This window comes from Gilvimarinus algae, assembly GCF_030518215.1.
Classification (GTDB): domain Bacteria; phylum Pseudomonadota; class Gammaproteobacteria; order Pseudomonadales; family Cellvibrionaceae; genus Gilvimarinus; species Gilvimarinus algae.
On the sequence record NZ_JAULRT010000035.1, the window covers coordinates 267,516 to 284,178 of the forward strand.

Genomic DNA, 16,663 nt, shown 5'->3' on the forward strand with positions numbered 1-16,663 from the left:
CTCACCATGGACCAAAACTACACCTACAAAAAACGCGTTGTTCACACCGATACCGATAAAGAACTGCGTATAGGCGAAGGGAAAATCAGCGGTGTCTGCTCGGTGGCACTGGGGCTGTTAAGCCTGCTCGCGGTGCTTGCCTATTTGTATCCGTCTTACCTCACCACCACCGAGTTGCGCCAGGTGTACGATGCCGAACAGCTGCAACGGCTGCTGAAATACGGAATGTATTTTTCCATCGCTTTCGGTGCACTGACGTTTATTCTCAACCGCGGCCGCAACCGGCACCTGGGCAGTTTGGGCATTGGCTTGACGCTAATCGCGTTTTTGCTCGGCGGATACCGGATACCCGTGGGGCCGGTAGAGCCGCGCGAGCTTTCGCTCGGCGTCGACTGGCTGATTCTCGCCTTTCTCGGCTCGGTGGTTATTTTTGTGCTGCTGGAAAAGCTGCTGCCCAAATATAAAGAGCAGGTGATTATGCGCCCGGAGTGGGACGTGGATCTGTTCTACTTTTGTTTTAATCATCTGGCCATTTCCGCCATTTTGATTTTTGCCAACTACCACGCCAGCCATTTTCACTGGGCGGTGAGCGCCGAGCTGCAAAGTGCCATTCAATCCATACCCGTTCTGATCCAGGTGGCGCTTATTATTATCTGCGCCGATTTTGTGCTCTATTGGGAGCATCGCGCTTACCATGAAGTGAAAGCGCTCTGGCCGATACACGCCGTACACCACTCGGTGGAACACATGGACTGGCTCGCGGGCTCACGCGGGCACTTTATTCAAGTGTTTTCCGAGCGCGCCATGGTGATGATTCCGCTCTATTTGCTCGGCGCCAGCGAGCAGGCCCTCAATCTCTACGTGGCCTTTGCCGCCCTGCAGGCGGTGTTGATTCACAGCAACACCGCCATACCCTTTGGCCCGCTCAAATACATTTTTGTCACGCCGCAGTTTCACCACTGGCACCACAGCTCGGAAAAGCCCGCCATCGACACCAACTACTCCGCGCACACGGTGCTCTTCGACAGGCTGTTTGGCACCTACCACATGCCCGGCGAGCACTGGCCCGCCGAGTACGGCACCACTAAGCGACTGCCGCGCAGTGTTGTGGGCCAAACGTTTTATCCGGTAACAGCGCACCTGCGCCCGCGCGTTAGGCCAGAAGATTAACAGGCAGCCCCGGCGCGCTCAGAGCGCGAAGCCGCCATCGATATCCAGGTGCGCGTCGCGCAAACCCATGGACGCATCGCTGAGCAGGTAATCAATGGCCGGCACCATATCCGCGGGCGTCAGTATGCGCCCGAGAGGCTGCACGGCCATGGCCTCGGCCAGCCCGGCGATCTGCTCGTCCGTCATGCCCGCCTTACTCTGAATTTCAGTCGCCGTGACGCCGGGGCGCACCGAATTAATCCGGATACCCCGCTCGGCCAGCTCCAGATTAAGCACGCGCGTCGCGCCCTCAAAAGCGGCTTTGCTCGCGCTGTAGACCGCTGCCGAGGCAAAGGCTTTGCGCACCGCCACCGACGAGATAAACACCACGCTCGCCGGGTTATTCAGCACGGGCAAGAGCGCTTGCAGGCTAAAGAAAGGCCCTTTGTGATTAACCGCCATGGTTTGGTCAAAATTTTCCTCCGTCATCTCACTGAACATCTGTGGGAAGAAAATGCCGGCGTTCAGTACCAAACCATCCAAGCGCACCCGAGCCTGCTGTAGGCTTTGCGCCATCGCGCGAATCTGGTTGAGATCGCCGCTGTCGCACATCAGGCTAACCACCTCTCCCGAACCCGCCTCTGCCAAGGCAGCGGCAGCCGAGCGCAAGCGCGCCTGATCGCGACCGGTGATAGTGACCTTGTGCCCCGCGCTCACCAGCGACCGGGCGGTGGCCAAACCGATGCCCGCGGTCGCGCCCGTGACCAAATAGTGTTTCTGACTCACATCCTTCTCCTCGTTAATTGGCTATGTACCAGCAAGCCTTTGGCTTGACGAGGCTCACTTTAGGCCAGACAATTAGTGAAAATTAGTCACGAAAATGGAAATTCATTGTTTCCATAAGAGAACGAAAAAAGGAGCGATAGGGAAAGACACATGAGCGAGCTTTTGCACCAGCAGTTGCCCAATGTCTATGTGTTCCACCAAGTGGCCAGACTCGGGAGTTTCCAGGCCGCTGCGGAGTATTTGAACCTGACCCGCTCGGCGGTCAGCAAAAAAGTCGCGCAGCTTGAACAACACTTGAATCAGCGTTTGCTTCAGCGCTCTACCCGCCAATTGCGCCTGACCGAGGCAGGCCAGACCCTGCTCGGCACCACCGGCGCCCTGGAGCAGTTGCTCGCCAGCACCGCCAGGCTCCGTCACACGGCGCAGCAGACACCGGCGGGCACGGTAAAAATCAGCAGTTCCACCCTGATTGGCGAGCGCTATTTGCTGCCATTGCTACCCGCTCTGCAGGAGCGCTACCCCCAGGTGGTGATCGACATCAATCTGGACGACCGGGTCGTCAATCTGATCGAGTTGGGCATTGATATCGCGATACGGGTAGGGCAGCTGCCGGACTCGTCCCTGGTGGCGCGCAAAGTGGGGGAAAAATCCTGGGGCTGCTACGCCAGCCCCGCGTACATTGAGCGGCGCGGCGAGCCTGCCGTACCAGCCGAGCTCAGCGAGCATCAATGCCTGGTGTTTCGCCACCAGCAACTGTGCATGGATCACTGGAGTTTTGCGCAAGAAGGGGCCATTACCAGCGTCAAGGTCACGCCCGCCATGGCCACGGACGATGGCCGCACGTTAATCGCCATGGCGGGTCTGGGTATGGGCATCGTCAGGGTCGACCCGCTGCTGATTCAACCGGAGCTGGCCAGTGGCACACTGGTGCCCATACTCTCACGCTGGCAGCACCCGGACCGCTCGCCGATTCACTTGGTGTGCCTGGGGCGTGAGGCGCGCAGCCCGGCGGTAGAAGCAGTGTGGCAGTACCTGGCCCAGCACCTGAGCCAAACCATGACGACGGCAAAGGAGTAACACAATGAAGCCACTTCTCACCCTATGCGTGTTGCTGTCGGCAACGGCGCCCTGTTTGGCCGACTGCTACGACAACGCCATCACCCAGACCGAGCTCAACCGCTGCGCCTGCTCCCAGGCGGATGACGCCCAGCAGCAACTACACCAGGTGCTGGCAAGCCTGCACCGGCTCTACGCCGACGACGAGGCTTTTTTGCAGGCGCTGACCCAGGCCCAAAGCCAGTGGGCCGCCAGCCTTGAAGCCGACCTCGCGCTCAAGTACCCCCTCGCAGAGAAACAAGCCGTCTACGGCAGCGCTTACCCGCTCTGTCTCAACAGTTATCGAACCGAGCTGATAAACGCGCGTATTGCGTTTTTGCAGCAATGGCTGGAGGGAGTGGAAGAGGGGGATGTCTGTTCGGGATCCTTGATGCCGGCGCCGGCCGACTGACCCGGCCGGAGCATCATCCGGCCGGGTGCGGGCATTACAGGGAGGGGGCCAGCTGCTGCTCGCGCATCTCGGCGATGCGCTTTTCCTTGGCCTTGACCTTGCGCCACCAGATGATCACGCCGGTCACGCTCAGCACCGCCACCACCAGGCCCATAATCGAGATCAGAATGCGCCCGGGCAAACCGAGAATACGACCCGAGTGCACAGGAAACTGAGCCTGCACAAAAATATCGGCGGCCGTGCCCTGCCAGGGGACAAAATCACCGAGCACTTCACCGGTGTGGCCATCGAAAAACAGCGCCTCGTGCCCCACACCGCCGGCGCCGTGACTGTCGGCACCGTCAAAGTATTCCACCCGATACATCCCCCACTCGCGGGCGTACCAAATCGAACCCACAGGCTGCGTCCAACCGATGGCATCGCCCTCGGTGCGCGCGAGGCTGGTAATATCGGTAAAGCTTAAAGTCGGGGTGATCGGGTTGTTGTGATCGTTGGGGGTCCGTTCATCCAGTGGCGAGGGCGTCACATCCGACACCGCCGACATAATCGGGAAGAACACCTCGCGGTACAGATTGAGCGAAAACGCGGTAAAAGCGATAACAAACAAGAGCGCCCAGGTCCACAGCCCCAGGGCCCGGTGCAAATCAAAATTAAAACGCACAGGGCCCGCGGTGCGCCGGATTTTCCAGGCCGGTTTCCAGCGGGCCATCCAGCTGCGGCCGTTCTTGCGCTCCTTGCCCTTGTTGCGCGGCAGGGTCAGGTAAAACCCGACAAAGCAGTCGAAGGTCCAGATCAGGGCGATCACCCCCAGCAGCCAGATGCCCCAGTGGTCGATGTCGAAAAACTCGGGGATGTGCAGGCTGAAGTGCAACTTGTAGAGAAACGACATAAAGGTTTCGCGAGTGATCGGCCAGACCTGACCCCACTCGCGCTTGCCGATAATCTCACCGCTGACCGGGTCCACATACACTTGGTTAAACCCCGGCTTGTAGAGCTTGCCGGTCTCCGGGTTGACCCGCGGCGCCACCCAAAAATACTGGGAGTGGCCAGGCTCAGCGGCCAGCTCGTAGTAGGTGACCTCAACTTTGGGAAACTCGCGCTCGACCATGGCGGCCAGCTCGGCCGCCGGCAGGGGCGCGCCCTCGGTGTGCACTTCATTCAGGTGCGGGTTGAGCCACTCGTCCAGCTCGTGATCCCAGGAAATGATCGCCCCGGTAACACCGGTGATGACCAGAAAAACCGCAATCGTCAGCCCCATGTAGCGGTGCAGGCGAAGCATGAAGGAGCGCATAATCGTTTACCAATGGGTTGGGTGGTGCATTGAGGGCAACATTGTAATACAAATTATTCCCATTTCCTTCTACTGAACGCTCCTCTGCCACAAAATTTTGTAAAGCAATTAACCCATCGTAATCAGCGCAGGCGGAATACCCAGAAACGCGCGCCGGCGTAATTGAACACCAGCGCGGCTGCCGAGCCCGCCGCCAGAGCTACTACCGGCCAAGGCTTGAGTACTGGAAAAAGCGCCAGGCAGCTCATGTACACCGCGAGATTGATGAGTGCGCCGGCGCATTGTACGAGAAAGTAACGGCCATATTCCCAGCCGCGGGTCTTTGCGCAGCGCGCACCGCTGACAAACACCCACTGCCGATTCAGCAACCAGGTGACCAGCACCGCCGGTGGAAAGGACAGCAGCCGGGCCAGATAGGGGTCTACAGCAGCCAAGCGCACCAGGGCGGTGAGCACGGCGGCGTCCACGACAAAACCAATGCCGCCCACCAACAGGTAAAAGGCCGCGCGTTTCACGGCTCAGGCCGCGCCTGCCGGCGCTCGAGATCCAACTGATGCAGCTCGGTGCGCATTTTCTCGTGGTGGGATATCGAGTCGAGAATCAAGCCTACCGCCAGTAACAAAAAGGCGACAATTTCAAAGGCCGCAGCCAAGACCGCCAAGGGTAGGTGGTGAATGTACCTTTCGGTGATCCAGTCGTGGAAGACGGGGATGGCGGCAATAAAGCCCGCCAAGGCGAACAGCAGGCTGAAGCTGACAAAAAACAACAGCGGCCGGTAGTAACGCAAAATCTGGGCAATGGTAAAAATCACACTGGCGCCGTCGGCGAAGGTGTTGAGCTTGGAGTAACTGCCCTCGGGCCGGTCGCGGTAGGCGATGGGAATTTCGACAATGCGCATGCGCCGGTGCAGAGAATGCAGGGTCATGTCGGTTTCCAACTGAAAACCGCTCACCAGGATCGGGTAGGATTTAACAAACGTGCGGCTAAAGGCGCGATAACCGCTCATAATGTCCGCCAAGCGCGCAGCAAACAACCGATTCACCAGTTTTTGCACCAGCGCATTGCCGAAGTTGTGAAAACGACGTTTGTTTTCGGCGTTGTAGTGGCCACCTGAGCGGCGATCGCCAACGACCATATCGGCGCGCCCTTCAAGCACGGGGGCAATCAAATCGTGCACCTGATCGGCGGGGTAGGTGAGATCCGCGTCGGCCAGCACGTAAACGTCAGCATCCACCGACAAAAAGGCCCGACGCACCGCGTTACCCTTACCCTGCGCCAGCTCATCCACCACCTCGCCCTTTGCGCCTAATTGGGCCAGGGTTTGCTCGGCGATGGATCGGGTGGCATCGGCGGAGTTATTATTCACCACCACAATACGAGCCTCGGGCAGCGCCTGATAAAACGCTTCAATGGTGGGGGCGATAGTGGCCGCCTCATTGTAGGCGGGCAATATCAGGGCAATCGTTGGCATTGGTTTGGTCATACGTGGTGCTCTCCTTGGGGGCGCTATTGTAACACCGCCTAAAAGGCACTTTGATAAAGGCATTCTATGATTCTGGATCTGCTCACACTCGCGGCGGGCGCCTCGCTTCTGCTCGCCCACGCGGCGATCCTGGGGCTGGCCCTGCTGGGCCTGGCGGGTATGACGCAGCCCCAAACTCAGTCACCGGGCAATGCTCTTCTCTTATTATGCTTTGCGTTTACCACCGGCCTGGCGGTGGACATCGCAGCGCTCTTTTTACTGGCCGCGCTGGGCATACTCACGGCACCGGCGGTAATGACCCTGGCCGCAGCGCTGGCCCTGCTCGGCGGCGGCTATCTCGCAGCGCGGCGCCCAAAGCTGTCATTGGCGCAGCCTATAGATGCACTGAGTACACTCATGGCCGGCGGCTTTTTCCTGCTGGCGATCGTGGTGTGCTATCACCCGCCCGGCGTCTGGGACGACACCATGTACCACCTGCCCCTGGCGCGTCACTACCTTGAGCAAGGCTCACTCGCGCTGCATGAATTTGTGCGCTTCCCGTTGTTTCCGCAGAACATCAACCTGTTAATGAGCCTCGGGCTGATGTTCGGCGATGCCCGCCTCGCCCAGGTCTTTGTCACCCTGCCACTGTTTATTATCGCCCTCGGGCTGATGGGCCTGTCACAGATGTTCTGTGGCCGCAGCCTGTGGGGCGCTGTGGCCGCCGCGCTTGTTTTTGTCATTCGGCCAGTGCGCGAAACCCTCGGCTACGCCTATGTAGACAATGCCCTGGCACTGTTTTGTTTTGCCGCCACCATCGTCCTGGTATTGGCGCCGAGCACCGGGCGCGGCGCTCGCGGCTGGCTGCTTATCGCCGGTCTGCTGGCGGGCACCGCCGCCGGCTCCAAACTGTTTGGCGGTGTCTACGCCGCGCTGCTCGGCCTGTGGGTATTGCTTCGCCGGCGCCAGCTGGCGCCGGTAGTTTACTTTTGTGCCGCTACCGCGATCGTCGGCATCGGCTGGTACCTGCGCAGCTTTGTAATCTCTGGAGACCCGGTTCACCCTGCCGGCGGCCCGGTGTTTGGCCACTACCTCTGGGACGCCGCAGACCTGGCAAGCCAAAAAGGCGAGCAGCAATCCCACGGCGTCAGCCGCCATCCGCTGAATATGTTTTCGGCGCTGGCCACTGCAGGTGTCATCGGCTGGATCTTGGCCTTCATCGGTATCGCACTGCGACAGGTGCCCCCGGCCATTCGCCAGCTGCAATGGCTGTTTCTGGGTTATTTCTGTTTCTGGTTTTTTGTCACCCAAGTCAGTCGCTATCTCGCGCCCGTGTTTGCTATCGGTATGTTCCTGTCTGTCTACACTGTCTACCGTTTTTGGCAGTGGCTGAGTTCGCGCTACCCTGCGCTTAAAATACTGGAAAACCCAAAGGTAGTGATCGGTGCAGGAATGATTGTCTCTCTGGCCGGTACCGCGCTGATCGCTGCGCACTACCACGACCGCGACCTCGCCGGTGCGCTCAAGCGCAGGCTCGGGCTCTACGCCGGGCAAACGCCCGAAGCGCTGCTGCAAAACCGGCCCGGCTACCAATTGTTTACCCAGGCCAATGGTTACACCGACACCTATGGACCGAGGCTGATGCAGCTGGGGTTTGAAAATGCCGTGTATTTTTTTAACGGCACCGTCATCGGTGACTGGTATGGCCCCGGCCGGTACAAAGACAGCATCACTTGCGAGCGCGGCAAGTGCACCCCTTTGCCCGCGGATAAAATGCGTGAACGCATGCTGAATTTTAACGCCCGCATGATCGCCGTATCGTCGGAGCGTTACCCCGCCTTTGACCGAAACAGCTACTTGGGCCCTTTTACGCTTTTGTATCAAGACGCCTATGGTGCACTCTATGCACTGGAGCGCGATCCGCAGTAGCCGCACACCATCCCATCCGCTAAACGCAAGGAGCCACCCACATGGGACAACAATTCGACAGCATCACCGACGCTCACCACCAGTTTATTGAAAACCAGCGTTTGTTTTTCGTCGGCACAGCCACGGCCGACAGCCGGGTAAACATTTCGCCCAAAGGCATGGATTCACTGCGCGTGTTAGGCCCCAACCGTGTCATCTGGCTCAATGTCACCGGCTCGGGCAATGAGACCGCCGCTCACGTGCAGATCGATCCACGCATGACCATCATGTTTTGTGCTTTTGAAGGTGCCCCCGTCATTCTGCGCCTCTACGGACAGGCGCGGGCCATACACCATACCGATTCCGACTGGGCCGAACTCTATCAGCAGTTCGCGCCCTTGCCCGGTGCCAGGCAGATTTTTGAGCTGACTGTCGAGCTGGTGCAAAGCTCCTGCGGCATGGCCGTTCCCTACTTTGACTACACCGGCGAGCGGGAGCTTTTGAACGACTGGGCCACGCGCAAAGGCCAAGACGGCATCAGTGACTACTGGCTGCGAAAAAACCAGCGGAGCATCGACGGGCTTGCCACCGGCATTGCCGAGCTCAATGACGTGAAAAGCGATTAATGGCATGTCGCGCCAATCGGTGCTTTACTGTTTGAACAATCACAGATACGACTCACTCTGCAATCGATCGCTAACCACACCGAGAACCGTCGCTAACCATGCCGGAACCCGTTAAGTAGCGCCATGGATAATGAAAGAGCGCACCAACGCCTGATCAAGCCCGTTAAGGTGACCCTGCTGGTGGCAGGCCTCGTGGCGCTGCTCGGGCTCGCAACCAGCATGGCGATTACCATGGTCAGCCTGCAAGCGGCGGTGGCCGGGTATCTCAGCGGCCAGAGCGCCTGGAGCCAATCGCAGGTCAGCATTCTCTACCATCTCAATCGCTATGCCAGCACCGGGCAAGGAGAAGACTTGCTCGAAGCCCAACGGCACCTGGCGGTGCTCGAGGCAGATCGGCAGGCACGACTCGCCATGGAAGCCGGCCAGCCAGATGCCGAGGTGGCCGCCTTTCTGGTGCTGGGAGGGAATCACCCGGGCGATGTGGATCGCATGATCTGGCTGTTCAATCGCTTTGGCCAGCTCGGCCAGCTGCAGCACGCCTTTTCGGTCTGGCGCGAGTCCGACACCTATGTGCTCGAACTCGCACACATTAGCGAAGAGCTGCGAGAGCGCTGGGCGAGCGGCACACCCGAGGCAGGCGAACTCCAGCAGCTCCAGGCGCGGCTGCACAGCACCCATCAGCCACTGCAGGAAATGACCACGCGCTTTCGCACGGTCATGAGCAACACCGCGCGCTGGCTTACGGGCGTGCTCACAATCACCAGCGTGGTGTTTTTTTTGGTGATTGCACTACTGGCCACCTGGCTCATCTGGCGACTGACGCACCTGCTGCGCGGCTCGCAGGAAAAGTACCGGGCCATTTTCGAACAGGCCGCTGTCGGTATCGTCCATCTGGATCGCAAGGGGTGCATCGCCGACGTCAACCCGGCCATTTGCGACATTCTCAAACTCAAACGAACCGAGCTGCTGCAACTAAGTTGCAGCGAACTGGTCCACCCCGACGACTGGAGCCTGGACGAAGAACAGCGCAGCCAGATGGCCCAGGGCAGGATTGAACGTTATACCGTGGAACAACGGCTCAGTCAGGCCCACGGCAGAGTTATCTGGGCGCGGCTGACCTATTCGCGGGCCGGCACCAACAGCAAAGGCGGTTTCTATACCCTGATTATTGAAGACATATCCGAGTCACGGCGCCTGTCCAACGAGCTCAGTTTTCAGGCGACCCACGATGCCCTGACCGGGCTCTACAACCGCCGGGCGTTTGAACGGCGACTCACCGATTCACTCAAGCGCGCCCGCAGCGAAGCTGCCACCCACGCGCTGTGTTTTATTGATCTGGATCAGTTCAAAGTGGTGAACGACACCTCCGGCCACTTTGCCGGCGACCGCTTATTGCAGCAAGTGGTGGATCTGTTTCGCAGCTCTCTGCGCGACTGCGATATGCTCGCCCGCCTCGGCGGCGACGAGTTCGCCATGATTCTGGAAAATTGCAATTTACAAACCGCCGGTAAAATTGCCGAAAAATTGCGCGCGGCACTGGAGAGCTTTCGCTTCAGTTGGGACGGCCGTCAGTACGATGTCAGCTGTAGCATCGGAGTGGTGTCTATTTCAAAAGCTGACCGAGACACAGAGTCGCTGATGCGCGCCGCCGACATCGCCTGTTACATCGCCAAGGAAAATGGCCGCAATCGCGTTTACGTCTCCCGCGACGACGATATTCAGCAACGCGAGCGCGAAGGCGAGATGCAGTGGGTTGCGCGCATACGCGAAGCGATTAATGACAACCGGCTGACACTGGACGCCCAACTGATTTTACCCATTAACGACGGCCACTCAGAACTGCACTACGAAGTGCTGGTGCGTCTGAAAAACGAAGCCGGCGAAACAGTGCCACCGGCGGCGTTTCTACCCGCCGCCGAGCGTTTTGGCGCCGCCCATCAAATCGACCGCTGGGTCATCAATCACACCCTCGCGCAACTGGCTCGGCACCCCGAGCACTTGGCCGCACTTAACAAGTGCCATATCAATTTATCGGGCGTCTCGCTGGATCAACCGGATTTTTTTATCTACGTGGCCGACTGCTTTGACAAGTACCCAGTACCGCCACACAAAATTTGCTTTGAAGTCACGGAGACCGCCGCCGTCAACAATCTGGTGGACGCCATTGCCCTGATGAACACCTTGGGCGAGCTCGGCTGCAGCTTCGCGCTGGATGATTTTGGCACCGGTCTTTCGTCGTTCAGCTATCTGCGCCGGCTGCCGGTAAATACCCTGAAAATCGACGGTGTTTTTGTCCGGGATATTGCCAAGGACAAAACCGATCTTGCCATGGTCAAAGCCATCAACGAAGTCGGTCAAACCCTGGGGAAAACCACCATCGCCGAATTTGTCGAAACCCAAGAGGCACTGGAAATTTTGCGCAAGATGGGCGTCAGCGCCGTTCAGGGTTACGGCGTGCACAAACCCTGCGCGTTTACCACGTTGCTGACTCACACCTCGACCGGGGACATCCTTAACCGCGCCGATACAACCGCCTAATCGGTGAGCAGAAGTATGTCCGAATCCGGCGTTTCACACTGGCGGTAGACCGCGCCGGCTTCCGGATGAAAGCTCTGCGTCTCCAAGCCACTTTGCGAGCGGCTTAAAAAGTCCCGCACCTGAGCATCGCTAAACGCCATAAACTGAATAGCGGACTCGCGACACGGCCCGCCCGTCAGGAAGTAAACGCCCTCATCGCCAAGGTGCAACAACTCACTGTTCGCGGGCAGGGCTTTTTCGATAAGCTCGGGCTCCTGATCGGCGGCCGTTATGCGCCAGAGCCCCGCCTGCCCAATGTATTGAAAATACAGGCGGCCCTGGGCGTCTGCCAATGCCGCACCCACAGAGCCAAAGGTGAGCTGGCGCTGCTCGGCACTGGCCAGATCAACACGCCATAGATTGTCTTCATCGGCAATGGTTTTTTTCACCAGCAGTGTCTCGCCGCCCACCGGTTCGGCAACCGGTGTCAGCGTGGCCGCCTCCTGCAACAACACCCCGCGCTCGGCCGAGCTGAGTGCATAGCGGTACAAACGGCCAGCGGCCTTAAAGACCAGTGCTTTGCCATCGCCAGACCAGATCAGCTCGTCGACGGTGTCGGCGTCCGGCGCTTTGGTCAAAAGCCGCTCCTCGCCATTTTGCATCAACCAAATCTGATGCTCGCCGTTGCGCACCGACACATAGGCCAGCGCCCCGGCGTCGGGGGACCATCGGGCCGCGTAATTCCAATGAGCGCCGCGGGTGAGCGCTGTATCCGTAACCGGCGTCTGCTGGCGCAGTGTGGTTCGCGGGGAGAGCGCACTGGCGTAGATTCGCTGGCCATCGGCGCTGTAGCGCGGCGCTTGCAGCACAGAGCCGGCGGGCGCCGGCGGCTGAATAACGGCTCGCTCGCCGTCGCGATAGAGCACCAGCCAATAAGGTAAGTCGGGCGAAGACAGCAAAACAGCACTGCCGTCGCTCAGCCAACTGATGTCTGCCCGATCGGTCGCCAGCAGCTCAGAGGCAAACCTCTCCTGCTCGCGGTTGAGAAAATGCACACGCACGCGACCGTCCTGACGATTCATCAACGCCGTTCTGCCGTCATGAATAGCGCTCGCCAAAGGGTTCTGCGCAAACTCCAGCTCCTTGACCCGCTCGAGACGCTGCTGACCCAGGTGATACCGATAGCGCTGGCTGATGGCGCCACTGCCCTGGCTGGCCACCAATTCCAGCGCGTCCTCACTCCACCAACTGAGGCTGCGAATATGACCCTGCCACTGACTCAGGCGATGTTTGTCCAGCGTCTGACCAGTGGCCAAATCCAATTCAAACACCTGCAAGTTGTACAGGCCATCGCCGCGGCCATAAAACCCCGGCGTGCGGCTGCGCTCATCGAGGTAAACACGTTCAACGGCCGCCAAGTAACGTCCGCTGGGCGACCAGGAGAGTAACTGCCAGTCCCCCTCACTGCTGGCCACCGGCCAGGGTTCGCTGCCGTGTTCAGCCACCCGAATCACGGTTTCCTCGGGTTCGCTGCGAATATAGGCAAAGTGACGATTGTTCGGGTGAGGGGCAGCGCCAAACTCAGCGCCCTGCTCACTGGTCAGTGCCTGGTACTGGCTCAGTGACACGCTGTGCGCGCGCTGCCAGACGATACGATCGCTCGCCAACAGCAGATACATCAGCGCCAACACAAACAGTGCCACGCCAGCCAAGGTATACCCCAAGGGATGCGCGCGCAGCGCCGCCCGCAAACGCGCATAGGGGCGAGCCAAAGGCGGGGCAAGAGCATTGGCGCCGGCCTGCGCAAACACCGGCGCCTTGGTCAGGGTGTAGCCCTTTTTTGAGTAGTGGGTGATGTAGGCTTCATCGCCTGCCAAATCGGCGATGGCCTTGCGCAAAAAGTTAATGCTTTTTTGTACCGAACTGTGGGTCACAACGCGCCCCGACCAGACTTCGGCCAGCAGCTCATCGTTACTGACCACTCGCGGATATTGTTCGGCCAAGTAGAGAAAAACCGCCATCACTTTGGGCTGTACATGCTCGCTGCGCCCGCCGAGGATGATCTCATTGCGAGCGGGCAAGGCGGTGAGTTCACCGAGACTAAAGCCTCTTTCTTCTTGTCGATCCATTGGCGTTGCTTACCATGGCTGATTATTATGAACGAGTGTTTACCCGCTGTTCATTTTGCCCCAGCGGCAAGGTTTCAGGCAAACCCAGAGCGAACCACACACCGCCAAAAAACCCATGAAAAACAAACGCTTACCAAGGTAAGAAAAAGGTAACAGGCTTTTCATGGCAGGGTCAGCACCGCCGCCGTCGCAATCGCTATAGTGCAGTGGCAGGCGCTAACGCCTATTCGCTTGGTAACACTGAGGCTTTTACTATGACTTATCGTATCTTTCGCTCGCTGTCCGGCTGCTCATTGATGCTCGCCCTTATTGCACCTTCTATGGTTATGGCCGCCAACAAGCCCGATATCTATCTCAACGAAAACATTGGCTTTAATGTCGAAGGTTATAAGTACGCGCAAGAGGAATTTCCCTGCGAGGTCGACAAACTGCTGGTAGAAAAAATTCTGGAGCGCGGCCAGGAACAACAGCTGAACATTCAAGCCACAAATGCCCAGGGCGACATCTACAACCAGGGCATACCGGTGATGGCCATTGATATTGAAGCGCTGGTACTCGGCAGTGATGAGCACAGCTACGGTACCCGTTCGCACAGCAACCTGCCGAGCGTCAAGGTCACCGCCGCGCTGATTGACACCAGCCGCTTTAGCGAGGGGTTTGTGCAGGCCCGTCAAAGCTGCGCCATTGCCACCCTCAATGAGTTTAACCCGAGTTCCAATGTGCTCGACTTGGGCAGCGGCGGCGTGACTGTTTGCGGCGCGATTGAAAAGTGCGTGTCAGACTTAGGTAAGGATGTCGTCAAGTGGGCCGGCTCGCAACTGGACTGACACAACCAGTACTGAGCCGCCGCGCGATTAACGAAACAGCATAGGCCAGGAACGGCGCTCGCAGTCATTGCCATTGCACAGCTGCAAAATCAAAAACGCATCCTGCGGCAAGGCGTCAAAGAAGTCGGTGAGGTTATTGCGCTGCAAAATCTCACCGTCTTCGCGGCAGGTAAAAGAATTGTCGGACTGATAGTGGCAGAAAAAATCCACATACTCATCGCTGGTACAATGATCGCCCCGCTCGACGCCGCAGTCTTCATCCACCACCAACACATCGGCCTCATCGATGCGATCGTCCTTGCTGACATAGAGCCGGGCATCAAAATATAAAGCCCCTTCCGCGCGCCATTCGATCCAGATGGTTTCCCCCGGATAGACGTCCGTTCGGTCCACGTAAAAGCTCTCGTACTCGAGATCGAGAATTTCATCATTGACCGCATTGAGCACCGGATCGTTATTGCCGCCACAGGCCGACATCACCAGCGCCACTAACACCCACAGCATCCGCTTCATCGCTATCACTCCTCGTCAACGTCCAAACGTCGTTCTCTGCCAGCAGCGTAGACCGAAAAACGGCGACGCCGTGCATCCTGTGCGCATTATTGCGCGTCTCAGGGATTATTCACAGCGGGACTTACCAAAGGCACAACCATGTCCACGTTAATGCTCTTTCATGTTGTCACCGGCACACTCGCGGTTTTATCCGGCGCCCTCGCGCTTTTTTCAGTCAAAGGCTCGCGCCCGCACCGGGGGGCCGGAAAAGTCTTTGTCCTGAGCATGCTGTCCATGGCCTGTGCCGGTACGGTCATCGCTTTGCAAATGCCTCTGCTGATCGCCGCCATGGCGGGGGTATTCACCTGCTATCTGGTGCTCAGTGGCTGGGCAACCGTGAACCAACACAGATCCTGGGTTCGCTGGATCAATCGGGCCCAGCCGGTGGTTGCCTTTGCCATTGCCTCCACCGGTTTCTATTTTGGTTGGCAGGCCAGCTTGCAAACCGACGGCCTGTACCAGGGCTATCAGGCGCCGTCTTACTATTTCTTTGCCATTCTGGCACTGCTCGGCGGGTTGTTTGATATCGAGTTTGCCCTGCGCACCACCCTCAGCGCCGGCAGGCGCCTGGCCCGGCATCTGTGGCGCATGTGCATGGGGCTGTTTCTCGCCACCGGCTCGCTCTTTACCGGCCCGGGCGCCCAGGCCTTCCCACAGTCGTGGCAGGGCAGCGCCTGGCTCAGCGTGCCGGAAAACACCGTGCTGGTCATCATGCTGCTGTACCTGATTCAGCAAATGCTCATCCGCCGACTGCGCCCTAAGCCACAAACCGCGTAGAAGGCGGACTTTCAGCCACAGGTTTGTGCTAGTGTCGGGGTTCTTAAACAATCCCCGACACGGCACCATGCGCAACCTGCTCTTAATCGCTCTCGTTTTACTTCATGGGCAAGCCCTTGCCGAATGGGTCCACCAGCAGGCGGACATCATGGGCACCCGGGTGAACGTCACCCTCTGGCACGACGACCCGTCAAAAGGTGAAACACTGGCCGGCGAGGTGCTGGAGGAAATGCGCCGCATCGACTCCCTCTACAGCCCCTATAAACCCGCAAGCGACTTGTCGGTGATGAACACCGAGGCCCCCTCTCGCGGCGCCGCCGACCCCCTGCCCATTAGCGAAGAAATGACCCGCCTGCTGGACAAGGCCCTGTTTTACGGCCAGCTCACCCAGGGCGCTTTTGACATCACCTACGCCTCGCTCGGGCGCTATTACGATTACCGTGAGGGCAAACAGCCCACCGATGATCAGCAGCAGGCACTGATCGAGGCCATCGACTATCGCCACGTCAAACTCAATACCGCCAACAACAGCGTCTACTACCAACACCCCGCCGTGTACGTGGATCTGGGCGGCATCGCCAAGGGCTATGCCGTGGATCGCGCGATTGAACGGCTGAAAAATGCCAGCGTCGTCCATGCCAGCGTCAGCGCCGGCGGCGACAGCCGGGTACTGGGAGACAAGCGCGGCCGACCCTGGATGGTGGGTATCAAACAGCCGCGCGGCGGTGAGGGCGTGGCCATTACCATACCGCTGGCCGATGCCGCCATTTCCACCTCGGGGGACTACGAGCGCTACTTTATCGACGACAACGGCCAGTGGGTGCATCACATCATCAACCCGCGTACCGGCAAGAGCACCGATGAGCTGGCGAGCGTGTCCATTATCGGCCCCGAGGGTTTTGACACCGACGCCCTGTCCACCAGCGTGTTTGTACTCGGGGCAGAGCAGGGGCTGGCGCTGATCAACCGGCTGCCGGGCTTTGATGCCATTATCATCAGCCGCAGCGGCAAGGTAGACTACAGCGAGGGCCTGGCTGCCCCCGAGTGAGCTCGCAAGGTGACTGCAGTCACAGCCGAGCACGGCGCATCTCTCTACAATAGGAACGCTCGCTACAATCGGGCAAGCTCGCCG

General features: G+C 59.0%; 15 protein-coding genes. 9 read left to right on the forward strand and 6 right to left on the reverse strand.

What is annotated here, in order from left to right:
• Positions 1 to 6: 6 nt before the first annotated feature.
• Positions 7 to 1,170 carry a sterol desaturase family protein gene (locus tag QWI16_RS04860; RefSeq protein ID WP_302711627.1) on the forward strand — a complete coding sequence of 388 codons (1,164 nt, stop codon included), beginning with the start codon at positions 7 to 9 and terminating at the stop codon, positions 1,168 to 1,170.
• An 18-nt stretch (positions 1,171 to 1,188) separates the two neighbouring features.
• On the opposite strand, the gene QWI16_RS04865 is transcribed toward QWI16_RS04860, so the two are convergent.
• A complete protein-coding gene (locus QWI16_RS04865) occupies positions 1,189 to 1,935 on the reverse strand; it encodes an SDR family NAD(P)-dependent oxidoreductase (RefSeq protein ID WP_302711628.1) in 747 nt (248 codons plus the stop codon).
• A gap of 150 nt (positions 1,936 to 2,085) precedes the next feature.
• On the opposite strand from QWI16_RS04865, the gene QWI16_RS04870 reads away from it, so the two are divergent.
• Both QWI16_RS04870 and QWI16_RS04875 read left to right on the forward strand, forming a co-directional pair.
• The gene (locus tag QWI16_RS04870; RefSeq protein WP_302711629.1) at positions 2,086 to 3,012 is read left to right on the forward strand and encodes a LysR family transcriptional regulator; all 927 of its coding nucleotides are present in this window, start codon (positions 2,086 to 2,088) and stop codon (positions 3,010 to 3,012) included.
• 4 nt (positions 3,013 to 3,016) lie between these two features.
• A complete protein-coding gene (locus tag QWI16_RS04875; protein WP_302711630.1) occupies positions 3,017 to 3,442 on the forward strand; it encodes a lysozyme inhibitor LprI family protein in 426 nt (141 codons plus the stop codon).
• A 34-nt stretch (positions 3,443 to 3,476) separates the two neighbouring features.
• Here the strand turns inward: QWI16_RS04875 and QWI16_RS04880 are convergent, their stop codons facing one another.
• The 3 genes from QWI16_RS04880 to QWI16_RS04890 form a co-directional block, all read right to left on the reverse strand.
• Entirely contained in the window at positions 3,477 to 4,733 is a 1,257-nt protein-coding gene (locus QWI16_RS04880; RefSeq protein WP_302711631.1) for a PepSY-associated TM helix domain-containing protein, read from the reverse strand.
• Positions 4,734 to 4,855: 122 nt separating this feature from the next.
• A complete protein-coding gene (locus QWI16_RS04885; protein ID WP_302711632.1) occupies positions 4,856 to 5,248 on the reverse strand; it encodes a GtrA family protein in 393 nt (130 codons plus the stop codon).
• Positions 5,245 to 6,216, reverse strand: coding sequence for a glycosyltransferase (locus QWI16_RS04890; RefSeq protein WP_302711633.1), 972 nt, complete (start codon positions 6,214 to 6,216; stop codon positions 5,245 to 5,247). The genes QWI16_RS04885 and QWI16_RS04890 overlap by 4 nt, the downstream gene beginning before the upstream one ends.
• Positions 6,217 to 6,282: 66 nt before the next feature.
• On the opposite strand from QWI16_RS04890, the gene QWI16_RS04895 reads away from it, so the two are divergent.
• From QWI16_RS04895 to QWI16_RS04905, 3 genes are all read left to right on the forward strand, one after another.
• A complete protein-coding gene (locus tag QWI16_RS04895; protein ID WP_302711634.1) occupies positions 6,283 to 8,124 on the forward strand; it encodes a glycosyltransferase family 87 protein in 1,842 nt (613 codons plus the stop codon).
• A gap of 41 nt (positions 8,125 to 8,165) precedes the next feature.
• A complete protein-coding gene (locus tag QWI16_RS04900; protein ID WP_302711635.1) occupies positions 8,166 to 8,729 on the forward strand; it encodes a pyridoxamine 5'-phosphate oxidase family protein in 564 nt (187 codons plus the stop codon).
• Positions 8,730 to 8,852: 123 nt separating this feature from the next.
• A complete protein-coding gene (locus QWI16_RS04905; RefSeq protein ID WP_302711636.1) occupies positions 8,853 to 11,267 on the forward strand; it encodes a putative bifunctional diguanylate cyclase/phosphodiesterase in 2,415 nt (804 codons plus the stop codon).
• Here QWI16_RS04905 and QWI16_RS04910 read toward each other — a convergent pair.
• Positions 11,264 to 13,375, reverse strand: coding sequence for a winged helix-turn-helix domain-containing protein (locus tag QWI16_RS04910; protein ID WP_302711637.1), 2,112 nt, complete (start codon positions 13,373 to 13,375; stop codon positions 11,264 to 11,266). The genes QWI16_RS04905 and QWI16_RS04910 overlap by 4 nt on opposite strands.
• A gap of 254 nt (positions 13,376 to 13,629) precedes the next feature.
• On the opposite strand from QWI16_RS04910, the gene QWI16_RS04915 reads away from it, so the two are divergent.
• Positions 13,630 to 14,202 carry a hypothetical protein gene (locus QWI16_RS04915; RefSeq protein ID WP_302711638.1) on the forward strand — a complete coding sequence of 191 codons (573 nt, stop codon included), beginning with the start codon at positions 13,630 to 13,632 and terminating at the stop codon, positions 14,200 to 14,202.
• Positions 14,203 to 14,229: 27 nt separating this feature from the next.
• Here the strand turns inward: QWI16_RS04915 and QWI16_RS04920 are convergent, their stop codons facing one another.
• On the reverse strand, positions 14,230 to 14,715 hold the full coding sequence (locus tag QWI16_RS04920) for a hypothetical protein (protein WP_302711639.1): 486 nt from the start codon (positions 14,713 to 14,715) through the stop codon (positions 14,230 to 14,232).
• 138 nt (positions 14,716 to 14,853) lie between these two features.
• Between QWI16_RS04920 and QWI16_RS04925 the strand changes: the two genes are divergently transcribed.
• Positions 14,854 to 15,531, forward strand: a complete 678-nt coding sequence (locus tag QWI16_RS04925; RefSeq protein WP_302711640.1) for a DUF2306 domain-containing protein — start codon at positions 14,854 to 14,856, stop codon at positions 15,529 to 15,531.
• A gap of 67 nt (positions 15,532 to 15,598) precedes the next feature.
• Positions 15,599 to 16,579, forward strand: coding sequence for an FAD:protein FMN transferase (locus QWI16_RS04930; protein WP_302711899.1), 981 nt, complete (start codon positions 15,599 to 15,601; stop codon positions 16,577 to 16,579).
• Positions 16,580 to 16,663: the final 84 nt, after the last annotated feature.

Coding starts and splice junctions, on each gene's coding strand:
- QWI16_RS04895 (WP_302711634.1), top strand. CDS start 6,283: ATGATTCTGGATCTGCTCACACTCGCGGCGGGCGCCTCGCTTCTGCTC.
- QWI16_RS04930 (WP_302711899.1), top strand. CDS start 15,599: ATGCGCAACCTGCTCTTAATCGCTCTCGTTTTACTTCATGGGCAAGCC.
- QWI16_RS04910 (WP_302711637.1), bottom strand. CDS start 13,375: ATGGATCGACAAGAAGAAAGAGGCTTTAGTCTCGGTGAACTCACCGCC.
- QWI16_RS04890 (WP_302711633.1), bottom strand. CDS start 6,216: ATGACCAAACCAATGCCAACGATTGCCCTGATATTGCCCGCCTACAAT.
- QWI16_RS04925 (WP_302711640.1), top strand. CDS start 14,854: ATGTCCACGTTAATGCTCTTTCATGTTGTCACCGGCACACTCGCGGTT.
- QWI16_RS04905 (WP_302711636.1), top strand. CDS start 8,853: ATGGATAATGAAAGAGCGCACCAACGCCTGATCAAGCCCGTTAAGGTG.
- QWI16_RS04860 (WP_302711627.1), top strand. CDS start 7: ATGGACCAAAACTACACCTACAAAAAACGCGTTGTTCACACCGATACC.
- QWI16_RS04900 (WP_302711635.1), top strand. CDS start 8,166: ATGGGACAACAATTCGACAGCATCACCGACGCTCACCACCAGTTTATT.
- QWI16_RS04880 (WP_302711631.1), bottom strand. CDS start 4,733: ATGCGCTCCTTCATGCTTCGCCTGCACCGCTACATGGGGCTGACGATT.
- QWI16_RS04875 (WP_302711630.1), top strand. CDS start 3,017: ATGAAGCCACTTCTCACCCTATGCGTGTTGCTGTCGGCAACGGCGCCC.
- QWI16_RS04915 (WP_302711638.1), top strand. CDS start 13,630: ATGACTTATCGTATCTTTCGCTCGCTGTCCGGCTGCTCATTGATGCTC.
- QWI16_RS04920 (WP_302711639.1), bottom strand. CDS start 14,715: ATGAAGCGGATGCTGTGGGTGTTAGTGGCGCTGGTGATGTCGGCCTGT.
- QWI16_RS04870 (WP_302711629.1), top strand. CDS start 2,086: ATGAGCGAGCTTTTGCACCAGCAGTTGCCCAATGTCTATGTGTTCCAC.